The 19,960-nt window shown below is 39.3% G+C and carries 17 protein-coding genes; 7 read left to right on the top strand and 10 right to left on the bottom strand.

Going from position 1 to position 19,960, the window contains the following annotated elements; genetic code table 11:
• Positions 1–94: 94 nt before the first annotated feature.
• Both BMY57_RS09785 and BMY57_RS09780 read right to left on the bottom strand, forming a co-directional pair.
• Positions 95–628: a chromate transporter gene (locus BMY57_RS09785; protein ID WP_423809565.1), complete on the bottom strand. Its 534-nt coding sequence runs from the start codon at positions 626–628 to the stop codon at positions 95–97.
• 13 nt (positions 629–641) lie between these two features.
• On the bottom strand, positions 642–1,193 hold the full coding sequence (locus tag BMY57_RS09780) for a chromate transporter (protein WP_091773839.1): 552 nt from the start codon (positions 1,191–1,193) through the stop codon (positions 642–644).
• Positions 1,194–1,325: 132 nt separating this feature from the next.
• On the opposite strand from BMY57_RS09780, the gene BMY57_RS09775 reads away from it, so the two are divergent.
• Entirely contained in the window at positions 1,326–1,775 is a 450-nt protein-coding gene (locus tag BMY57_RS09775) for an Lrp/AsnC family transcriptional regulator (protein WP_091773838.1), read from the top strand.
• Positions 1,776–1,821: 46 nt separating this feature from the next.
• On the opposite strand, the gene ggt is transcribed toward BMY57_RS09775, so the two are convergent.
• A complete protein-coding gene (gene ggt, locus BMY57_RS09770) occupies positions 1,822–3,435 on the bottom strand; it encodes a gamma-glutamyltransferase (protein ID WP_091773837.1) in 1,614 nt (537 codons plus the stop codon).
• 386 nt (positions 3,436–3,821) lie between these two features.
• Between ggt and BMY57_RS09765 the strand changes: the two genes are divergently transcribed.
• From BMY57_RS09765 to BMY57_RS09755, 3 genes are all read left to right on the top strand, one after another.
• Entirely contained in the window at positions 3,822–4,784 is a 963-nt protein-coding gene (locus tag BMY57_RS09765) for a Bug family tripartite tricarboxylate transporter substrate binding protein (RefSeq protein ID WP_091773836.1), read from the top strand.
• 62 nt (positions 4,785–4,846) lie between these two features.
• Positions 4,847–5,335: a tripartite tricarboxylate transporter TctB family protein gene (locus tag BMY57_RS09760; protein ID WP_091773835.1), complete on the top strand. Its 489-nt coding sequence runs from the start codon at positions 4,847–4,849 to the stop codon at positions 5,333–5,335.
• Between the two features lie 14 nt (positions 5,336–5,349).
• Complete coding sequence (locus BMY57_RS09755; RefSeq protein ID WP_091773834.1) at positions 5,350–6,864, top strand: tripartite tricarboxylate transporter permease; 1,515 nt, start codon at positions 5,350–5,352, stop codon at positions 6,862–6,864.
• 447 nt (positions 6,865–7,311) lie between these two features.
• Here BMY57_RS09755 and BMY57_RS09750 read toward each other — a convergent pair whose 3' ends face one another.
• The 5 genes from BMY57_RS09750 to BMY57_RS09730 are packed head-to-tail and all read right to left on the bottom strand — an operon-like array spanning position 7,312 to position 13,874.
• On the bottom strand, positions 7,312–8,817 hold the full coding sequence (locus BMY57_RS09750; RefSeq protein ID WP_091773833.1) for an AbgT family transporter: 1,506 nt from the start codon (positions 8,815–8,817) through the stop codon (positions 7,312–7,314).
• 23 nt (positions 8,818–8,840) lie between these two features.
• Complete coding sequence (locus tag BMY57_RS09745; RefSeq protein WP_091773832.1) at positions 8,841–10,145, bottom strand: helix-turn-helix domain-containing protein; 1,305 nt, start codon at positions 10,143–10,145, stop codon at positions 8,841–8,843.
• A gap of 2 nt (positions 10,146–10,147) precedes the next feature.
• A complete protein-coding gene (locus BMY57_RS09740; RefSeq protein ID WP_091773831.1) occupies positions 10,148–11,386 on the bottom strand; it encodes a M20 family metallo-hydrolase in 1,239 nt (412 codons plus the stop codon).
• Positions 11,387–11,405: 19 nt separating this feature from the next.
• A complete protein-coding gene (locus BMY57_RS09735) occupies positions 11,406–12,695 on the bottom strand; it encodes an amidohydrolase (RefSeq protein WP_091773830.1) in 1,290 nt (429 codons plus the stop codon).
• Entirely contained in the window at positions 12,696–13,874 is a 1,179-nt protein-coding gene (locus BMY57_RS09730; RefSeq protein WP_091773829.1) for a M20 metallopeptidase family protein, read from the bottom strand. It lies immediately after the preceding gene.
• 353 nt (positions 13,875–14,227) lie between these two features.
• Here BMY57_RS09730 and BMY57_RS09725 point away from each other — a divergent pair, with 353 nt between their 5' ends.
• The 3 genes from BMY57_RS09725 to BMY57_RS09715 all read left to right on the top strand — a co-directional run bounded on the left by BMY57_RS09725 (position 14,228) and on the right by BMY57_RS09715 (position 16,392).
• The gene (locus BMY57_RS09725) at positions 14,228–14,998 is read left to right on the top strand and encodes a DUF6574 domain-containing protein (RefSeq protein ID WP_091773828.1); all 771 of its coding nucleotides are present in this window, start codon (positions 14,228–14,230) and stop codon (positions 14,996–14,998) included.
• 145 nt (positions 14,999–15,143) lie between these two features.
• Positions 15,144–15,938 carry a DUF3100 domain-containing protein gene (locus tag BMY57_RS09720; RefSeq protein WP_091773827.1) on the top strand — a complete coding sequence of 265 codons (795 nt, stop codon included), beginning with the start codon at positions 15,144–15,146 and terminating at the stop codon, positions 15,936–15,938.
• A 1-nt stretch (position 15,939) separates the two neighbouring features.
• The gene (locus BMY57_RS09715; RefSeq protein WP_091773826.1) at positions 15,940–16,392 is read left to right on the top strand and encodes a hypothetical protein; all 453 of its coding nucleotides are present in this window, start codon (positions 15,940–15,942) and stop codon (positions 16,390–16,392) included.
• A gap of 44 nt (positions 16,393–16,436) precedes the next feature.
• Here BMY57_RS09715 and BMY57_RS09710 read toward each other — a convergent pair whose 3' ends face one another.
• Entirely contained in the window at positions 16,437–19,415 is a 2,979-nt protein-coding gene (locus BMY57_RS09710) for a M14 family zinc carboxypeptidase (protein ID WP_091773825.1), read from the bottom strand.
• Positions 19,416–19,622: 207 nt separating this feature from the next.
• On the bottom strand, positions 19,623–19,960 hold a 338-nt coding region (locus BMY57_RS16285; RefSeq protein ID WP_256205288.1), incomplete at its 5' end, for a transposase.

The following is a 19,960-nucleotide window of genomic DNA, read 5'->3' as shown; positions in this document are numbered from 1 at the left end:
AATCAATATATTTTTGACTATTTATTAATATTTCCGTATAAAAATTTACTTTTTGAATATATTTTCCTAATTATATCCAACAAATTGTATATGACTAGCTTAAGAAAATTGCACCGTAAGTTAACGCCCCCATGATTACGAATGCCGGGTGAACCTTCCATTTCTCTAGTAACAAAAAGCTAGCAATCACTAAGATGATAGTCTGATAGATTCCAGCCGATTCATAGGATGTTCCGAAAAATTGAAAAGAGAGCACAAATAGTAAAATCGCAATGGTTGGACGAATAAGAGCTGTCATCTTTTTAACACGTGGTGAATCTTTATATTTCATAATAAGTCCTAGTAACAAAATCATCGCGATTAAAGATGGAACAATCGTTGCTACTAACGCCACAATAGCACCTGGAACTCCCGCTACATTAAAACCTATATAGCCTGCCATTTTCGTCGCAATTGGCCCCGGTAATGCGTTCCCTAAAGCAAGCACCTCGCCAAATTCAGTAGTGGTTATAAAGTCATAATTTTTCACAACCTCATGCTCAATCAATGGAATGGAAGCCGGGCCACCTCCATAGCCGACAATGCCAGGAATAAAAAATGCTAAAAAGAGATACCAAAGATCAATCATTGTATTCCTCCTCTCAAGATGTCTGCTTATGCTTTCCAACTAATGAATAGATAATAAGCGCCCCAATCAGAATAGCTGGGTGCCAATTGAGCCAAACATACGTTACTAAACTTATTGCCCCTAATAAGATGGCGATTTTCCATCCAAGGGCTTCTTTTGATTTTTTAATAAATGAATAAGCTAAGACAAATAACATGACACCAACCACTGGAGCAATGGCTTGCGTCATACCTTGAACAATTGGCGAATCTCGATAGGCAATTAACACTCCAATTAATGAAATCATAATTAAGACGGTTGGAAACACAGCTGCAGCTAGAGCGTTTATAAGTCCGAGCACTCCGCCAACACGGTAGCCAATATACCCTGCCATTTTCGTCATAATAGGACCAGGCAATGTATTACCAATCGCTAACACATCGCCAAACTCTTCATCGGTCATCCACTTATACGTCTCCACCACTTCCTTATGCACTAAAGGGATCGTCGAAGGACCACCCCCAAACCCCAACATTCCAGTTCTGAAAAAGCTTATAAAGATATTTTTCTGCAAGGTTAAATCCATGGTGTTCACTCCCTTAACAATTGCTTACATTCGCGCATTAATCTTCTAATTTTTCAAACAATTATGTGACACAAACGAGAATTTCTCCTATAATGTGAAATAGACAAAACTAATAAAAGTGGTGATCAATATATGAAATTAACTGAGACGGATATTAAAATCTTGAACATTCTAAGTGACGAAGGTCGTATGTCCTATGTTGACTTAGCTAAAGAACTCGATCTCTCTAGGGTCGCGGTTCGAGATCGTATAAATCAAATGAAAGAAGCCGGGATTATTGAGAAGTTCAGCGTTGTTATTAACTCAGAAAAGGTCGGAAAAGGAGTATCTGCCTTCTTTAATGTCGATTGTGACCCGACTCATCTTGTGTATGTCGCAGAACGATTAGCTGAAAACCCAAAAGTAGCAAGCTGTTACCAAATGACCGGCCCTAGCACGCTACATACTCACGTACTCGTCGAAGACTTTAATGAATTAGAAAAGTTCATCAACGAAGAACTGTATGCACTCGATGGAATCACAAGAGTTGAAAGTCATATCTTACTAAGACGTTTTAAAAGTCGTACAGGTCTTAAACTATAGGATGTATAAAAGCTTCCTTGCTAGATGGCAAGGAAGCTTTTCTTATCTACCATACTGCCACGTGACCATCTGTTCTTGGCTCTGTGCCACCACATAAGACACCTGTTTCAGAATCACGCACAATAATCTGTCCACGACCAAACTCATGATGATATAAGCTTCGTTCAATTAAATGTCCTTTTCGTTGTAGGGCTTGAGCCAAATGCTCTGGGAATGATGGGTCAACCTTTACCGTTTTTCCTTTCATCCACTGCCAACGAGGAGCATCTAATGCAGCTTGCGGATTCAGCTGGAAATCTACCATGTTCATTACAACTTGAGCATGGCCCTGCGGCTGCATAAAACCACCCATGACCCCAAAAGGACCGACTGGCTCTCCGTCCTTAGACAAGAATCCAGGAATAATCGTATGATAAGTCTGTTTACCAGGCTCAAGCGAGTTGACATGTTCTGGGTTAAGCGAGAATGTGTGACCACGGTTTTGTAAGGCAATGCCTGTATTCGGTACCACCACTCCTGAACCGAAGCCCATATAATTACTCTGAATATAAGAAATCATGTTCCCTTCACCGTCAGCTGCAGATAAATAAACCGTTCCACCACGTTGAGGTTTACCAGGTTTCGGATCTATCGCTTCATCTCCTATTAACTGACGACGCTCATCTGCATATTTCTCAGCTAAAAGATTATCAGCTGATACATCCATTTTGTCCTGTTGAGTGATGTATTCTAAACCATCTGTAAAAGCAAGTTTCATCGCTTCGATTTGTTTATGATATGTTTCTACACTATCCTTTTCTTTAAAATCAAACCCTTTTAGGATATTAAGAGCCATAAGAGCAATAATCCCTTGCCCATTAGGAGGAATCTCCCAAACATCATAACCACGATAGTTAGCTTTTATGGGATCCACCCATTTTGGTTCATAGTTTGATAGATCTTCTATGCTTAAATAGCCGTCATGTTTTTTGAATAGAGCATCAATCTCTTCAGCTAACTGTCCAGTGTAAAAAGAGTCCGCTTTAGTCTCAGCAATTTCTTTTAAAGCACGTGCATGCCCAGGCGACGACCAAACCTCACCAATTTCTGGCGCACGACCATTTGGTGCAAAAACGTTAAACCATTCTTCAAAAATCTCATCGTTAAAAAGACTCTTAAATTTCTTGTAGGCACTCTTCCAGTGATAGCCCAGTGTAGGTGAAACTGGGTAACCTTCCTCTGCATAACGAATGGCTGGTTCAAATAAATCTTTAAAAGGCAATTTCCCAAAACGATCGGATAACTCCGCCCATCCCTTTGGTGTTCCAGGAACTGTGACAGGAACCTTACCGAAAGTTGGCATTTCCTCGTAACCTTTCTCTTTTAATTTTTCAATGGAAATATTGTGTGGTGCATAACCGCTTGCGTTTAGCCCATGCAACTTTCCATCTACCCAAACTAAAGCAAAAGAATCCGAACCAATTCCATTTGATGTCGGCTCGACTACCGTTAAGGCAGCAGCTGTAGCAATAGCAGCATCAATGGCATTACCACCCTTTTTTAAGATCTCTAATCCCGCTTCAGCAGCTAATGGCTGAGAAGTTGCGACCATACCTTTTTGCCCATACACGGCATTTCTCTTAGAGGCATACGGGTAATACATTGAGTCATATTGAATCATGTGATTGATCTCCCCTTTTGTTCATTTTTTTGAATTGTAAAACATAATATCACATAAAGTAATTAAAATCATCAGATTATTTACAAAAAAATAAATTAAATCAATATTATTAATCATTATGTAAATATATTTATATTATGAATAACTCTTTGATAACATCATCTTCAATCCCAGTATTGACAGTTATGAACAGTTTTTTCGAAAAACATAGTTGTTAGCGTTTTTATATATATTTATAACAAAATGAAATAAATCATATATTTAATTAATCTAAAAGAAAGTTAAAAATCGCATTGACGACCAATTGTAAGTCTATTATAATGTTTTAAACAGTCTAAATTGTAAGAAAACCTTTACCACATAAAAATGATAAAGGAGCGAGAAATATGAGGAAGTATAAGCGTTTAATAACTTTAGGACTTATGGTAGCAACTATGACATTAGTTGCTTGCGGGGGAAATGGAGAATCAGTTGAGGATTTTCCCTCACAGGAAGTAGAAATGACAATTCCATGGTCACCTGGTGGTGGAAGTGATATTGAGGGACGATTAGTGGCAGATCACGCATCTAATCAACTCGATACAGACATTGTTCCTGTCAATGTACCAGGTGTCGGCGGAACAGTTGGATTAGAGGAATTGAGTGATAAAGAAGCTGACGGATACAATATCGGCCAAATACACGAAGGACTTTTAGTAGCGCATCACTCAGACGTCACTCAAATTAACTATGATAGCTTTGAACCAATTGCGTCCATGTCTTCATCAGACCAAATTCTGGCCGTCTCGAGTGATATGGGAGTCGAAACGTTAGAAGAGTTTGTTGAATATGGACAAGAAAATGAAATCCAGTTTGGTGGTACCGTGGCAGGAATTCCAAGAGTTTGGGTTGAACAAATTGGTTCTGAATTAGATATTAATTATAACTTAGTCGGTTATGAAGGCATCGCGGAAGCCATCCAAGCATTGGCAGGAGGACATATCGATGCTGCCATTGTCGATTATCCATCTGCTATTGATTTTGTAGAAGCTGGAGAAATGAATTTCCTCGCAATCGGTACAGAGGAAAGAGTTGAACGTACACCTGATTTACCAACACTTGTTGAAAAGGGTTACGACCTTACAATGGGGATTAATCGTGGTTACGTAGCTCCAGAAGGTACACCTGAAGAAATCATTGAGAAATTAGAACAAGCACTCGAAGAAACTGCTAATGACGAAGATTATATTCAAGCAGTTGAAGATGTTGGCGCTTCGGTAAACTTCATGGGCACAGATGAATATAAGGAATACTTAGATAACCAAGATGAGCTAATTAATGAAGTCATATCTAATCTATCAGATGAGTAATTCTCTTAAATAGAGGGGCAGCCTTGTCCCTCTATTATCCATTTCATAAGGAGGCGACAACATTGGGTGAGATTATTATGGGACTCCTACTGATCCTTTTGTCCCTATTAATTTATACACATAGTGACGATCTACCATCGATGAATGAATCACAGCTCGATGCAGGATCGTTTCCACAAATTATTGCTATTTTACTAGGTATACTCTCATTATTACTAGTTTTAACCAAAACTATTAAACTCATTAAAGAACGACAAGCTCAGGACGAATCTCCAAAATCAATTAAAAAAGCGCTTATCGATCTCTATCAAGAACATAAGCTTGTGTTATTGATTCTCAGCGTTTTATTTATCTATATTGTGCTCGTTCAAGTTATCGGTTTTATTATATCTTCAATCGCATTTATGATTGTAACGGCCTTAATCATAGGACCTAAAACTAAAAAAGACATCATCTTGATTTCGAGCATCGCCGTCATTTTAACTGTCGGTCTATATATGTTTTTTCAAGAAATACTTAAAGTCAGATTTCCAACAGGGTTGTTCTTCTAAGAGGAGGGTGCAAGATGTTTGATTTATTATATTTAGGATTCGGTGAGATTTTTAGATTTGATATATTATTAATTATTTTTGTCGGTGTCATCTTTGGCGTGATTGCAGGGTTAATTCCTGGATTTACTGTCGCCATGGCCATTGTATTAACCCTCCCTCTTACGTTCGGCATGGATCCCGTTACCGGAATTGCCGCGATGATTGGTGTTTTTGTAGGAGGGATGTCTGGAGGATTAATTAGTGCCGCCCTTCTTGGTATACCGGGCACACCTTCCTCTGTTGCCACAACCTTTGATGCTTACCCTATGGCGAAAAACGGAAAACCAGGTAAAGCATTGTCCATCGGAATTTGGGCATCTTTTCTAAGTTCGATTATTAGTTTATTTATACTAGTCACTATCGCCCCGCAAATCTCACAATTAGCGTTAAAGTTTGGACCATGGGAAATGTTTGCGTTAATCTGTCTAGCTTTAACGATCATTGCTAGTGTTACAGGAGAATCTATTTTAAAAGGACTGATTGCGGGTCTTTTCGGATTACTGATCTCAACCATTGGCGCTGATCCAATTATGGGGTTTGCCCGATTCACCTTTGATTTAAACGTTTTACGAGCAGGGATTCCATTTTTAGTTGTATTAATTGGGATGTTTGCCATATCCCGTCTCATGACGTCATTGGAACGTACAGAAAGACAAAAAAGTTTTGAAGAAAAACAGAAAGAAAATGCGACTGAGGTCAGTTTCGTCTTAAAACCTATCCAAACATTAAAAACCGTTTTAAGAAAACCTGGAACACTAGTCGGTTCATCTGTAATAGGCTCCATCATCGGTGCCATTCCTGGTGCTGGCGGAAGTATCGCCAATATTATCGCCTATGACCAAGCCAAAAAATGGTCCAAAGATCCGAAGAAGTTTGGAACTGGTTGCGAAGAAGGTGTTGTAGCCTCTGAAGCCGGAAACAACTCTACAGTCGGAGGTGACTTGATTCCAACCGTGGCTTTAGGGATCCCCGGTTCAGCGGTAACAGCCGTTTTACTATCCGCCTTAATGGTACATGGTATTACTCCTGGCCCCCTTTTAATTGTTGATGAACCAGGCATTGTTGGAGGAATCTTTGTCGCCTTCTTCATCGCTTCATTCGGAATGCTGATCACTCAATTTATCGGAATGCGATATTTTGTAAAAGTCACTCAAGTTCCAACACACTTACTCGTACCTATTATTCTAGTACTATGTGTGATCGGAGCATTCGTCTTAAACAACCGTGTCACAGATTTATATATTTTATTTGCTATGGGAGTCATTGGATATCTATTTACTAAATTCAAATTCGCATTAGCACCTGTCATTATCGGCGTCATCCTAGGTCCCATTGTTGAAGTCAACTTACGCCGTGCTCTCATGACCAACCCAGACTGGACCTTATTTTTAACTAGACCCATATCCGTTACTTTTTTAGTCTTAACCGTGATTTCAATCCTATTCACCGTTTGGCAGACTAGAAGATCAAATCAACGGCTAAAGGCTTAATTATGACAAGGAGGCTGAGACAAAAATAATGATTAAATAAAAGAAGGCGAACATTAGACTGTATTAAACATCCAAGGTTCGCCTTCTTTATGGTAGCTACGTCAAAATGCTTCGCTTTCCGCGGGCACGGCTTCAACTTCCCCAAACTCACATCCGTTCGTTTGGCGTGATTTACAGTTCGTGCTGTTCCTGCTGGAGTCTCGCATTTTGACTACGCTAACTCTATTTTCGTTCGGATTTTATTGACCTATTTATCTTTTGTCCCAGTCTCCTTTTATAATTAGTGCTCCGTAACTTTTAAATCAATAAATCTAGCATCATAATGAAGTTTTTTGATTTCATACTAAACTTTTTCAAGTTCATACTAAAGAAAAATCGAGTCATAACGAATAATTTTCACTTCATACTAAAAAATCCAGTCGCGATTCACGACTGGATTTTTTCAACTTAATTTAAATAGACACCGACTCCAGGACCGAATGGAATTCCGGTTACAAAGAAGATGATCAGTAAGACGATCCAAATGCTTAAGAAAATTAAGCTATACGGCAGCATGAGTGAAATAAGTGTACCCATTCCTGCCTTTTTATCGTATTCTCGCATAAACGCAAGAACGATTAAAATGTAAGGGTTTAGCGGCGTAATAATGTTTGTAGATGAATCAGCAATACGATACGCAGCTTGGATAAACGCTGGATCATAGTTTAATAGCATAAACATTGGGATGAAGATTGGGGCTTCTAATGCCCATTGTGCTGAACCACTAAATACAATCATATTTAATAACGCTGTTAATAGCACAAAACCGATGATAACTGGAAGCCCAGTCATATCAATACTGGTTAAAAACTCAGCACTATTAACTGCAACCCAAGTTCCTAAGTGACTCCAGTTAAAATAGTTAATAAACTGAGCTGCAGCAAAAATTAATACGATATAACCCGACATATCCTTCATGGATTCCGCCATGTATTTTGGAATATCACCTTGTGACGTAATCTTTTTAACTGTCACCCCATATGCAACACCAATCGTAATGAAGAACAACAAGACGATCGGGACAATCCCATCTAAAAATGGAGATGGAATAATGCCACCGTCCTCATTACGTAGAGATGAATTTGGCCAAGCAACTGCTAATGCAACGAGCCCTAAATAGACGAGACCAGCAATAGCCGCATTACGTAGACCACGAGTTTCAACAGCCGTTACTTCTTCAAACTCTTTTCCAGCTGCATCACCTTTATACGTTCCTAGACGAGGTTCAATTATTTTTTCTGTAATTAAGACACCTACTACCGATAAAATAACAACCGAAACAATCATGAAATACCAGTTATCAACCGGAGTAACGTTGATTGTATCATCAACCGCTTTGGCTGCTTCAGTTGATATACCAGATAGTAACGCATCTGTACCAGCGATTAAAATGTTTGCTGTAAAACCGGCACCAGTTCCCGCGAAACCAGCTGCTAAACCAGCTAAAGGATGTCGGCCTACTGTATAGAAGACCATTGCCGCTAATGGTGGAACTAATACGAATGCGGCATCGGAAGCAATGTTACCAAGAATACCAATAAAAATAACCGCATACGTAATTAAAGATTTTGGTGCGTTTAAAATAGACTTCTTAATGGCCGTTTCTAATAAACCAACCTTGTTCGCCAAACCAATACCAAGCATCATGGCTAACACTAAACCTAAAGGGGCAAAACCTGTAAAGTTATCTAGCATCGACCCAGTAATATATTGTAGACCTTCACCAGATAATAGACTTCTAATTTCTAAATGTTCACCTGTGCCAGGATGCTCGACTGTAGCCCCAAAGGCATTAGCAATCGCAGACATCACCATGACAAAGGCTGCTAAATACACAAATATAAAAAATGGATCGGGCAACTTATTCCCTAAGCGCTCAACAGCACCTAAGAAACCTTTGTTTTGATTCTCCATGTTCTCACTCTCCCCTTGTTAATTTAAAACGGATCTTGCAATTGATAGACTTTCTTCGGTCGACCACGCTGACCTGATTCCTCTCCAACGATTTGTGCAAGACCACTTCGTTCTAACTCGTTTAAAATTCGTCGAGCATTACGCTCGGTACTTTGTATCCACACAGCCAACTCTTGTGCTGTCATTTCATCTTTTTCATAATGTTTCGATAAGGAATATATTCGCGAAAGCTGAGATGGACTAATGCCTAAATCGCTATACTTCTCTTCCCAATTTTCCGCTGAGAAACGTTGTCCATAAGTCGTTTTAGACGAGTCGCGAAGCTCAACCACCTCCTTATCTTCATTGACTAAGATAATGTGATGATGACAATCATTCCTTGCATAATCAAAAGCCATATGCACATGTTCATCTGCTTCGAATACTGTATGTCCATAACCGATTCCAACACGTACATTCAACTGACTTTGTGAAAAGATATGCTCAGTTAATTCTTCAATCGATTGTTCATCTTGAAAAAGTTCAATGTCACCACGTGTGGTATAAATAAAATATTTACCACTACCAACTTTAGCGAATGAACCATTGATCTTTTCCGAAAACTTGAGTAATACACGATTGACTTCAAGCTCTTGATGTTGAATTTTATATGGGACAAACCCTTCTTCAATCGCAGTTGAATAACAAACCTCAAATCCAACCATGACAAATTGTTTTTTTCGGTATGACATCGCATAAGCGCGTTGCCTTAAATAATCAAATGCCAGTCTAACCGATAGTTCAGAAGGTTTGATCCGATACACCGGAAGCCCATACTCTAAAAGGGCTTGGTAGACTGAATGAATGGCTGTGATCGCTACATCGACTTCCCCGCTCTCATATTTCTTTATATGAAAGTCGATTAATTTTTCCTTTGGAACATAACCGTTAGCTTCATATCGATGAAATGTAATATGGTTAATCCCTTCAGAACGAATAGAATCTAGTTGATCTTGTTCAATTGAATCTAAACTGGCAGAACGAATATTGTCCTCATTTTTTAAACTGATATAGAGTAAAACACTTAATAAGCTTGACCCATGCAAAGTCGCATAAGTTCCTTGATCATGTCGTATGAGTCCTTCTTTGATTGCGAAATCATAAGGTACAGGTCCTGAAAACATCCACTGATCTATGGATTGTCCGTGTTCTTTGATAATTTCTCTAGTCATTTCTGTCGTATCATACGGAAATGCTTTAACGTACAAATCTTTATAAGAATCTGAAATTTTTAATGTTTGTTTGACCGAATCCTCAGGTCCAATGACTCCGATTCGAACCTTACGCACAACTACTCACCTGCTTCTTGCTTATAATATTGTGAGATCAAATGGACCCCTTTGACTAAATCATCAATGGTGGCATGCTCGGCGGGGTGATGACTTAACCCATCTTGACAAGGAATGAAGATAAGCCCTGACGGCCAACGTGTTGCCATGTTCATCACGTCATGACCAGCGCCACTGTCCATCAAATGCGGTTCATAACCTAATGTGTGCCCCATACTGACTAATTTTTCTTGTAATGATTCATCTAATAAAACGGAATCATTATTGACTAATTCTTCAACCTCAATTTCAACACCAAACCGTTGTCCTAATTCTGTACATTTTTCTTGAATCACGGTTTTTACGCGTTCTTTTAATGAATTATCCACGCTTCGTATATCGATCCCAAGCTCAACTTCTCCTGGAATTACATTCATAGCGTTCGGGTTAACCGATGCCGTACTAACGGTCGCCACAACTGGCGTATCCTGTTCTTCATTAAGCTTGGTCGTATACTCATTCACAAAAGAGACTAATGGTGCTATGGCCACAAACGCATCTTTTCTCTTATGCATCGGTGTCGTGCCTGTGTGACCCGCTTGACCGATTGCCTTAATCAATAATCTAATCGGTGTGGCGATTCCTCTTACAACTCCAAAATCTTTTTGATGATCTTCAATGTGAGTCCCTTGTTCGATATGGAGTTCTAAGAAGCTTTTAAGCTCACTTTTAGCTCTTTCAGCTTGTTTAATTTTATTCCATTCATAACCACAAGATTCAACAGCTTCTTGAATGGTCGTTCCTTCAGCATCCTTAACCGAACCAATATCTAAATCTAGTAATCCTGTCATCGACTTACTGCCGATCGTAGATATTCCGAATCTCGCAGATTCCTCAGAGCGAAACACGATGACTTCAACGGGATGTTTAGGAGTGAATCCTTCATCTTTTAAATATTTAACGGCACCTAACGCACACAGCACACCTGCAACACCGTCATAACCTCCACCGTTATTCACTGTATCCACGTGGGAACCAGATGACACAATCGGCAGGTGTTCATCTGTTCCTTCCCATCGTGCCATTACATTCCCGGCTTGATCTTCTCGAACCGTTAAGCCTAATCGCTCAGCTTCTGCCTTGAACACATCAATGGATTCGGTTTCAAGATCCGAATATCCTAAGCGAGAAAACCCTTCTGGCTGGTCCATATCATCAACTAAATTTAACTTTTGTAAAAAATCTTCAACCCATTTGTTCATCAAAATCGACTCCTATTCATTACAAAAACCTTATGATGTTTATAAATGTCGAAACAGCTGTTATTAACGAATACTCATCGACATCAAATTTAGGATGGTGATGCCCTGCTGGTAATGGGCTTGGGAAAACCATAAAGGTTGCTTTTCCGCCTCTTTCTTGTACACGCTTCATCATAAACGTCACGTCTTCTGATGCCCCTAATTCTTGTACGTCATAAACCTCTTTTACATAAGGGTTATGTTCATTCGCCTTTTTAACCCAGTCGATAAATTCCGGATCACAATTCCCATTCAATGCTTCACCCATAAACTCAATATCAGTTTCTACATTATATAAATCACCACTAGCTTGAATGATTCTTTTTGCTTCTGTTTGCATATATTCATTAAGTTCCGTCGTCTCGCCACGAGTCTCCATCTCCATAAAAGCTGTATCAGCAATCACATTACGACCACTGCCAGCTACTAAACGACCTACATTCACCCTTGTCGCACCATCTTTATGTCGTGGGATGTTATGAAGGTGTAAACTAGCAGATGCTGCCGCTAACAAAGCATTTCTACCAACATTCGGTTCAACTCCGGCATGAGCCGATTTACCTTTAAAATGAACATTCAGTTTCGCACTAGCTAAAAAACGTGACGTGGTTGCAGCTACCATGCCAGCTTCATGTTCACCGATTCCTAGATGCCCACTTAAAAAGTAATCAACATCATCTAGCCAACCTTTTGCAACCATAGCTTTGGCACCACGGCCTCCCTCTTCTGCCGGTTGGAATAACAAAGTGAATGTCCCTTTTAACTCTTCTTTAAATTGATGTAAATATTTCGCTACACCTAAACCAATTGCCGTATGCCCATCATGACCACAAGCATGCATTTCACCAGGGCGTTCAGATTTAAAACCTTCTTTAGTCGGGACATGGTTATCCTCATCACTTTCCAAAATTGGAAGTGCATCAATATCAAAGCGCATCGCAACATGAGGACCAGGATTACCCGTATCCAGAACGGCCACGACCCCTGTATTGCCACCACGCATTTGATCTAATAGGTTAGAAGGAACACCGAATGATGCCGCACGTTCCTCCGCCTCTGATAACACTTCAGCGCTTGGAACCCCATATCGTTCCTCAGACACCAGAGCATCTTTTCCGACTGTTAGCGTAAAATCTAAATCTTTTAGCTCTTCAACAATTCGATGTGTCGTCACATATTCCGTAAACCCCACTTCTGGGTAACGGTGAAACTCTCGACGTTTTTCTACCAAATAACCTTCCAATGACTTTAAAAAAGCTGAATGATCCATCTAATCATCCCCTTTTAAATCTTTAAGCGTATCAATCGCCACTTGCGCCATCGTAGTGACACCATAAGGAATCGCATCTTCATTCAGTTTAAAATTCGGATCATGTAGTGGTTTCTGCCCTTCACCAATCGATGTCCCTAACCAGTAATAAACACCTGGGTACTTAAGTAAAAATCGACCGAAATCTTCTCCACCAAGGCTTGGAGTCACAGATGGCGCCGCTTCTTCACCATGCATGTTAATAACGGTCTGTTTAACCCGTTCAGCCCATCGCTCGGAATTAACTGTAGCCGGATAACCGTCAAAATAATCAATTTCAGCTTCCGCATTCATGGACTCAGAAACTCCATTGACAACCTCAAAGAATCTGCGTTTCACCTTATCTTTCATGTCATGAGATTGGGTACGAATCGTTCCTTCAAGTGTCACTTCATCTGCAACCACGTTATAACGATAACCACCTTCAATTTTTCCAACCGTAATCACCGCTGGATCAAATGGATTCGCATTACGACTGACGATCGTTTGAAGCGCTGTTATTACTTGGTTGGCCACAACGATTGCATCAATCGTGTCATGGGGCATCGAGGCGTGACCGCCAGAACCTTTAATAGTGATTTTAAAACGGTCCGAATTCCCCATCATCGGACCTGGCAAAACACCAAATTGTCCAACTGGTAAACTCGGCCACACATGTTGGGCTACTAAGACGTCTGGCGTATATTCATCAAACACACCTTCATCCATCATGGTTTGCGAGCCACCTTTTGGCGAATCCTCCTCCGCCGGCTGAAAAATTAACAAGACGGTCCCTTCGATTTCATCTAATCTATTTTGTAAATGACGTGCCACACCTAGTAACATAGCCGTATGAGCATCGTGTCCACACGCATGCATCTTCCCATCAACCTCAGATTTGAACGGTTCATCTGTCTTCTCCATAATAGGAAGGGCATCAATATCAGCACGAAGCGCAACCGTTTTGCCTGGTTTACTTCCTTTAATGACACCAAGCACACCCGTTTTAGCAAAACCAGCTTTATATTGGATACCATATTCATCTAATTTCTCTTGGATCTTCTGCGACGTTCGATATTCCTCACCACTTAATTCGGGATTGCGGTGAAGATCCCGTCGAAATTGAATAACCTCTTCGACAATTTTTTCTACGTCTGACATTTCAAAACACCTCTGTCTATATTTATGGAATTTTTCCATAATTATTCCGTTATTGTTTTATATTATAGTGGTTACTTTTTGATTTGTCTAATTTTATCGAAAATTATTAAAAGAACTACTCATCAAATGAATTTATGGGACTTTTTTTCGGATTAATGGGACATTTACGAAAAGATATGAGACGTTAATTATGTCGAACGTGACAAAAATTAAATTTTATGGGGGCTTTTAAAAAATTTATGAGCTTTTATTGGTAGTTATTCGACAAAATACTCGATATCGCTTCCAATAATTCGATTATTTGGTACAATTTACATAAGCATTATTTCATCAATAAAAAAGGAGGGATTTTTTTGTTAATTTGTAACCATTGTCAACATCAACAAGATGGAGGAAATTTTTGCGAAAACTGTGGGAATAGCTTTACCGAGCAGGTACATAATAGCGATGAAGAAGTCGCAGCAACCACTAGTACCAACACCACAAAAGGTAGTCAGGCCGAAAACGTTAAATATCACCTGAAAAATTATATGGACTATTTCGTAACGATTCTCAAAAATCCAAACGTGAGCTTAAAACAACCTGATAGTTCCTTTATTAACGGAATCATGACTCTCATCATTTTATCTATTGCCGTTTCTCTAGGGTCTTACTTTTTACTAAATGGTATTTATAAACAGGCGTTTGGTAGTTTTATGGCAGAATCATCACTACCATTTTTTGAAGTATTCTTTAGATTCCTAATAACGTCAATCTTAATCTTGCTCGCAGGATTGGCCTCTTTAACGATTATCTTCAAATTCGGTAAAGTTGAATTGACGTTTAAACGTATTTTGGCACAGTATGGGGCGCTCTCAGTTCCGTTTACTGCAATCTCGGTTTTAACTATTTTATCAGGCCTAATTGGTGCCGTTGGATTGACAACTACACTATTATTAGCGAGTATTAGTGCATTTATAGCGATTGCTCCTATTCTATTAAGCTTTCATCATTTAAGCAAAAATAACTCAAATCAATATGTGTATCTCACCCTAGGAAGCTACTTCATAACGGCCATCATTATCTATATTATGTTTAGAATTTTCCTAAGCAATACTTTGGAACAATTTAATGGAGTCATATAAGGTATCATAGGGCTATCCCAGTATTGGGGTGGCTCTTTTTTATTTCATTCAAATACTTCACAGGAAATTATACCCTCGACTTTTACTACAAAAATCTATTATAATAGCAATTAAAATTTTAATAGACTAAAGGAGGAAATGATAGATGGTTGATGTCAAAGGACTTTGGAAAGATTGGCGGCTTCACACCATTGTATTGGCAGTGGTGGTGATAACCGAACTAATCGGAAACTATGAATTTGCAGTAGGACCTGGTGTTGTCGTGTTATTACCAATGTTATATGCGATTATTATCGGAATCATTCTATACTTCACACCAGCAATCAAAGAAAAACAAGCCAAACATGCCGAACCATTAATCGTTTTAGGTGTACTATTACTTATCGCTAAAATTGGAGTTGTGATCGGACCGTCATTACCCCAAATCATCGCAGCAGGACCTGCCTTACTTCTTCAAGAATTCGGAAACCTAGCAACCATTCTTTTTGCCTTACCCATTGCTATATATTTAGGTCTCAAAAGGGAAGCAATCGGAATGACCCACTCGGTTGCGCGTGAACCAAACGTTGGTTTAATTGTAGATAAATTTGGCTTTAATTCTCCAGAAGGACGAGGTGTTATGGCTGTCTACATATTCGGAACAGTTTTTGGAGCTATCTTTATGGGGCTCATATCTGGCTTTTTAGCGACCATCACCCCACTTCACCCTCTCTCTTTTGCCATGGCATCTGGAATTGGAAGTAGTAGTATGATGGCAGCAGCTAGCGGATCATTAATAGCAGCTTTTCCTAACTTTGAAACCGACATTATCGCATTCGCAGGGGCCAGTAACTTGCTCTCCTTATCAACAGGACTTTATATGAGTATTTTTATTGGTCTACCATTAACGGAAAAACTCTACCAAATCATAACTCGACGCCGTCATAAGGAGGAAGCTTAATATGTTAAAAAACATACAAGAGTGGATTCTACTATTATCAATCTTTGGCATACTAATTTTATTAGGAAATTGGTTAAACTACGAAATCGTTCCATTAAGTGCCATTCCCGGTATGATAGTATTAATCGGCATAGCCTTACTTGGATTAGTTATACAAAAAATGCTTCCCATTAATCTACCAACGGTTGCTTACGTTGCGATTATCGGAATCTTGATCTCTATGCCATGGATGCCAGGTTCCGAACGAATAGTTGAATGGACCTCACAAATTGAACTTCTCGCAACGACAACACCCATTCTCGCATATGCAGGTATTTCAATCGGTCGATCGTGGGCAGATTTTGCTAAACTAGGGTGGCGTACAATCATCGTCGCATCATTTGTGCTACTCGGTACATTCCTAGGCTCTGCTTTGATTGCAGAAATCATCCTTCGCGTACAAGGGATTATATAAACAAAAAAAAGCTTTTGCGTAGAAGCCGCAAAAGCTTTTTTCTATTAATTTTTTTCCCATCTAAATATTAATTCATTGACCATCATGTCTATTTCACTTTTTGCATTTGAATCAACATAATCCTGCAGATCCTCATCATTAAGGTGTTTCAATAAGTCTTCTAATTTCTTAATTGCTTGGTCTACGTGATCCTTTTCATATTGACGGCTAGCTTGCTCTAAACGCTTCAATAACAGCTTATCTAAAGGCGCCTTTAATTCACCTGATTCCACAAACGTTAGTATGTTTTCCTCAACATAATCAACTGAAACCGGTTCAAAAATATAATCCGTTGCACGAGGAGCCTCTTGACCACCTACGCCGACTCCAAAAAAGGCCCAATCATTAATACGAGAACTCGTAACATGGGACAGACCAACACGACCAAAGCTATGAACATCATCTACGACTTCTACCTGCCATTCTACTGGTTCAGGTTCTCCGAAAGGCCAAACCTTACCACGCAGAGTATCTCCATCACGCTGTAATACCGCATGATACCATGTATCGTCTGTTACAGTGTATGGAACTTGTGATGTTTGTAATACATTAAAACTACTATTTAAATTACGATTAATTCTTACCGAACCTGTCGTTCTCAAATCTAAATAGTAACTATTTTCGCTACCTTGAGAACCCGAAATGTGAAGAGGTAGTTGGAATAGAGTTGTACCGCTACCAGTTGGTTTAACTAACGCAGCTACCTCAACCTTGCCACGGACTTCTCCAACTTGATCCCATGCTAATGCTGAACGTCCTCCGCTTGCGACATCATGTTCTAATCTTGAAGGATTATCTAAGACAGTCCATTGACTCTCATTCCAATAACTTGTCCAATCTTCTGGAGCTCCACCAACATTATAATGAGAAAAATTAGTTCGATATTGTGCTGGTGCACTGACTAGACCAGAATACGCATTATTTAAGGCATCTAAGCTTTCATCCACGTCTTCTTGCGTAGCTTCTGGTTCATCTAAAATATTCTCAGCTTGTTGAATGGCTTCTTGTAAAGAGTTCCAACTTTCTTCTGTAAAGTTAGATAAATCTAATTCTTCTTCATTTATTTCCATTAGACGAGCTTGCAACAATGTCTTATCCACATCAGGTATAAGATCTTCTGGTGCCCTTGTAGCAGAAGCATTAGCTGTACCGACACTAAAATAAGCCCATTCATTTAACATTCCACTCGAAACATGCCCTACTCCGACTTTTCCATAATCAATAAAACGATCTTCAACCGAAATTGACCAACGATCAGGCTCACTTTCACCATATGCCCAAACTTTCCCACGTAACACTTCACCTTCACGCTGGAACACAACATGATACCAACTGTTTTCTTCCACAGTAAACGGTAGTGGCTCTGTTTCAAGAACTTTGAATCGACTATCAATATTACGATTAATTCGGACATGATTAGCCGTCGATCCTGCCCCTTGCCCACGTAAATCTAAATAATAACTACTCTCATTACCGGCATCACCACTACTGTTTCCGCCTCTAGCTCTTACTAATCCGGCTACTTCAACGTCTCCACGAACATCGCCAATATCATCCCACGTTAAAACACGGCGACCCCCATCTTCATCTACATAGTGTTGCAAACGTGATGGATTATGAAAGACTTTCCAATTACTCTCCCTCCATGATGTTGACCAATTACTCGGAGGTACTCCTTCTTCGTTTTGACTGAAGTCCGTATTTAACTCTACGGATTCAGGTGGTAAAGGAGGATCGATGGAGCCTGGATCAACATCCGGATCGTATAAAGCTTTTCCTTCTATTAATCTATAATTTGAATTTTCATCCATAATAAAAGGAATAACCGTCATCACGGGTTGACCCATTGGAACAAATACACCATTTTCACTAACTTGTTCAGTTTGAATTGAGAACAAGTCAATTTGGGTACTAATTTTCTCAGCCTGATCATTATTAATTAAGTAGCCAAAAGGAGGCGGGTCTAATATGTCAGACTCTGGCGGATATTCATCTATGTCTCCTTCTAAATAATAAGGTTCAGATTGGTTGCTACCAACATTCTCTTTATGAATTCTCGCCTCCTCTACAACTTGTCCAATTTCATCGAATCTTTCGTTATAAAAATTTAAAACAGATTCTACGGAAGCCATCTGTCCTTCTACTCTAGTTATATAATCATCCACCCAAGTCGCTTCTACTAGAACACCTATGCCATGCCTTAACCCTGTCACATTCCTGACCGTACGAGGGGCTCCTCCGCCTGGGTATGGCCCAACCGTGAATCCTTTTGCTTCAACTTCTGGCATCATATAATCATTAATTAATTCATTATTTATTTCAATGAGTCCATCATAGACATTTAGATTAGTAGAGCCAAGTAACGAGATATTAGGCCCTTCAACCCTCTCATGTGCATCTAAGATTAAATCTGGTTGATATTGATCCATTACATTAGCAATGGTTTGCCCCTCTGGAGTTTTTAATGTGATCTGATCACGATTAAGGTCAACTCCATCCGAACTAATCCGTCGATCCGCTTCTCTCCCATCTGGATTAACAGTTGGCACAATTAAAATAGTCGATTTGTTTATGAGTTCCAGCATCTCCGGATCATCGGTAAAAGCGAGATCTCTCATAATCTTTAAAGACATCTCTCGACCAGATGGCTCATTACCATGTTGAGTTCCCATAATAAATATATTTCTTCCAGAAGCAATGTCCTCATCCGAAGGGGGACTAGGATATCCGACCTTAATTAAATGTAAAGGTCTTCCCTCTACCGACTGACCAATTTGTTCAACTGTCACACGTTCAGATAATTCCTCGACTTCACTTAGAAATTCTTGCTCCTCTTCAAAAGTTGTCCACTCTTGTCCATCGCGATCTTCAAATCCTGTCGTTGGTAAATCTTCTTCAGCAAAAGCTGTGAATGAAGCGATTCCAAAAAATAAAAACACCCAGATCCCTAAAAACGATAGCCACTTTAAATACCGAGTTTTCATAACAATCCCCTTAATAAAATACCTTACTAATCTTTTAAACTATAAACTCATTCAATCCCTTTGTTTATCAAAACCATATTAAAAAGTTTTCGTAAAGATAAGTTTAAAATTAAGTAAAATTCATGTAATGTTTCTAACTTTTCAGAATAATTATCTCATTAATTTAATGTATTTTTAATAGAGAAATAGGACTAAATATATAGCCCTTCATAAGAAGAAACGAGGCTGGGACATAACTAGCCTAAAATAACGTAAAAAAGGCACCAACCATAAAAAGTATGGTTTGGTGCCTTTTTTCTGCTTTGTTTCGTTATATGCCCAGCTTGTTTTCGCGTTCATGGTGGTGAACTTTCTTAGATTCACCGCCATGAACGCAAATCCTAATTCATTTTTCACCTTCTCTTTGCCCCTAACAGACATTCGAGAGAAGCGCAAATTAGCCTTCAGAAATCCAAAAACAGGTTCAACATCTACTTTTCGTTTGCCGTATAGTTCACCCGTTTTTTCTTCCGAAAGCTTTTCCCTTGTATATGCTTTTTGTTGTT

This window comes from Piscibacillus halophilus (assembly GCF_900110685.1).
In the GTDB taxonomy this organism is placed as follows: domain Bacteria; phylum Bacillota; class Bacilli; order Bacillales; family Alkalibacillaceae; genus Piscibacillus; species Piscibacillus halophilus.
This window is presented reverse-complemented; position numbering and strand designations above follow the sequence as displayed.

Coding starts and splice junctions, on each gene's coding strand:
- BMY57_RS09785 (WP_423809565.1), bottom strand. CDS start 628: ATGATTGATCTTTGGTATCTCTTTTTAGCATTTTTTATTCCTGGCATT.
- BMY57_RS09780 (WP_091773839.1), bottom strand. CDS start 1,193: ATGGATTTAACCTTGCAGAAAAATATCTTTATAAGCTTTTTCAGAACT.
- BMY57_RS09775 (WP_091773838.1), top strand. CDS start 1,326: ATGAAATTAACTGAGACGGATATTAAAATCTTGAACATTCTAAGTGAC.
- ggt (WP_091773837.1), bottom strand. CDS start 3,435: ATGATTCAATATGACTCAATGTATTACCCGTATGCCTCTAAGAGAAAT.
- BMY57_RS09765 (WP_091773836.1), top strand. CDS start 3,822: ATGAGGAAGTATAAGCGTTTAATAACTTTAGGACTTATGGTAGCAACT.
- BMY57_RS09755 (WP_091773834.1), top strand. CDS start 5,350: ATGTTTGATTTATTATATTTAGGATTCGGTGAGATTTTTAGATTTGAT.
- BMY57_RS09750 (WP_091773833.1), bottom strand. CDS start 8,817: ATGGAGAATCAAAACAAAGGTTTCTTAGGTGCTGTTGAGCGCTTAGGG.
- BMY57_RS09740 (WP_091773831.1), bottom strand. CDS start 11,386: ATGAACAAATGGGTTGAAGATTTTTTACAAAAGTTAAATTTAGTTGAT.
- BMY57_RS09735 (WP_091773830.1), bottom strand. CDS start 12,695: ATGGATCATTCAGCTTTTTTAAAGTCATTGGAAGGTTATTTGGTAGAA.
- BMY57_RS09730 (WP_091773829.1), bottom strand. CDS start 13,874: ATGTCAGACGTAGAAAAAATTGTCGAAGAGGTTATTCAATTTCGACGG.
- BMY57_RS09720 (WP_091773827.1), top strand. CDS start 15,144: ATGGTTGATGTCAAAGGACTTTGGAAAGATTGGCGGCTTCACACCATT.
- BMY57_RS09715 (WP_091773826.1), top strand. CDS start 15,940: ATGTTAAAAAACATACAAGAGTGGATTCTACTATTATCAATCTTTGGC.
- BMY57_RS09710 (WP_091773825.1), bottom strand. CDS start 19,415: ATGAAAACTCGGTATTTAAAGTGGCTATCGTTTTTAGGGATCTGGGTG.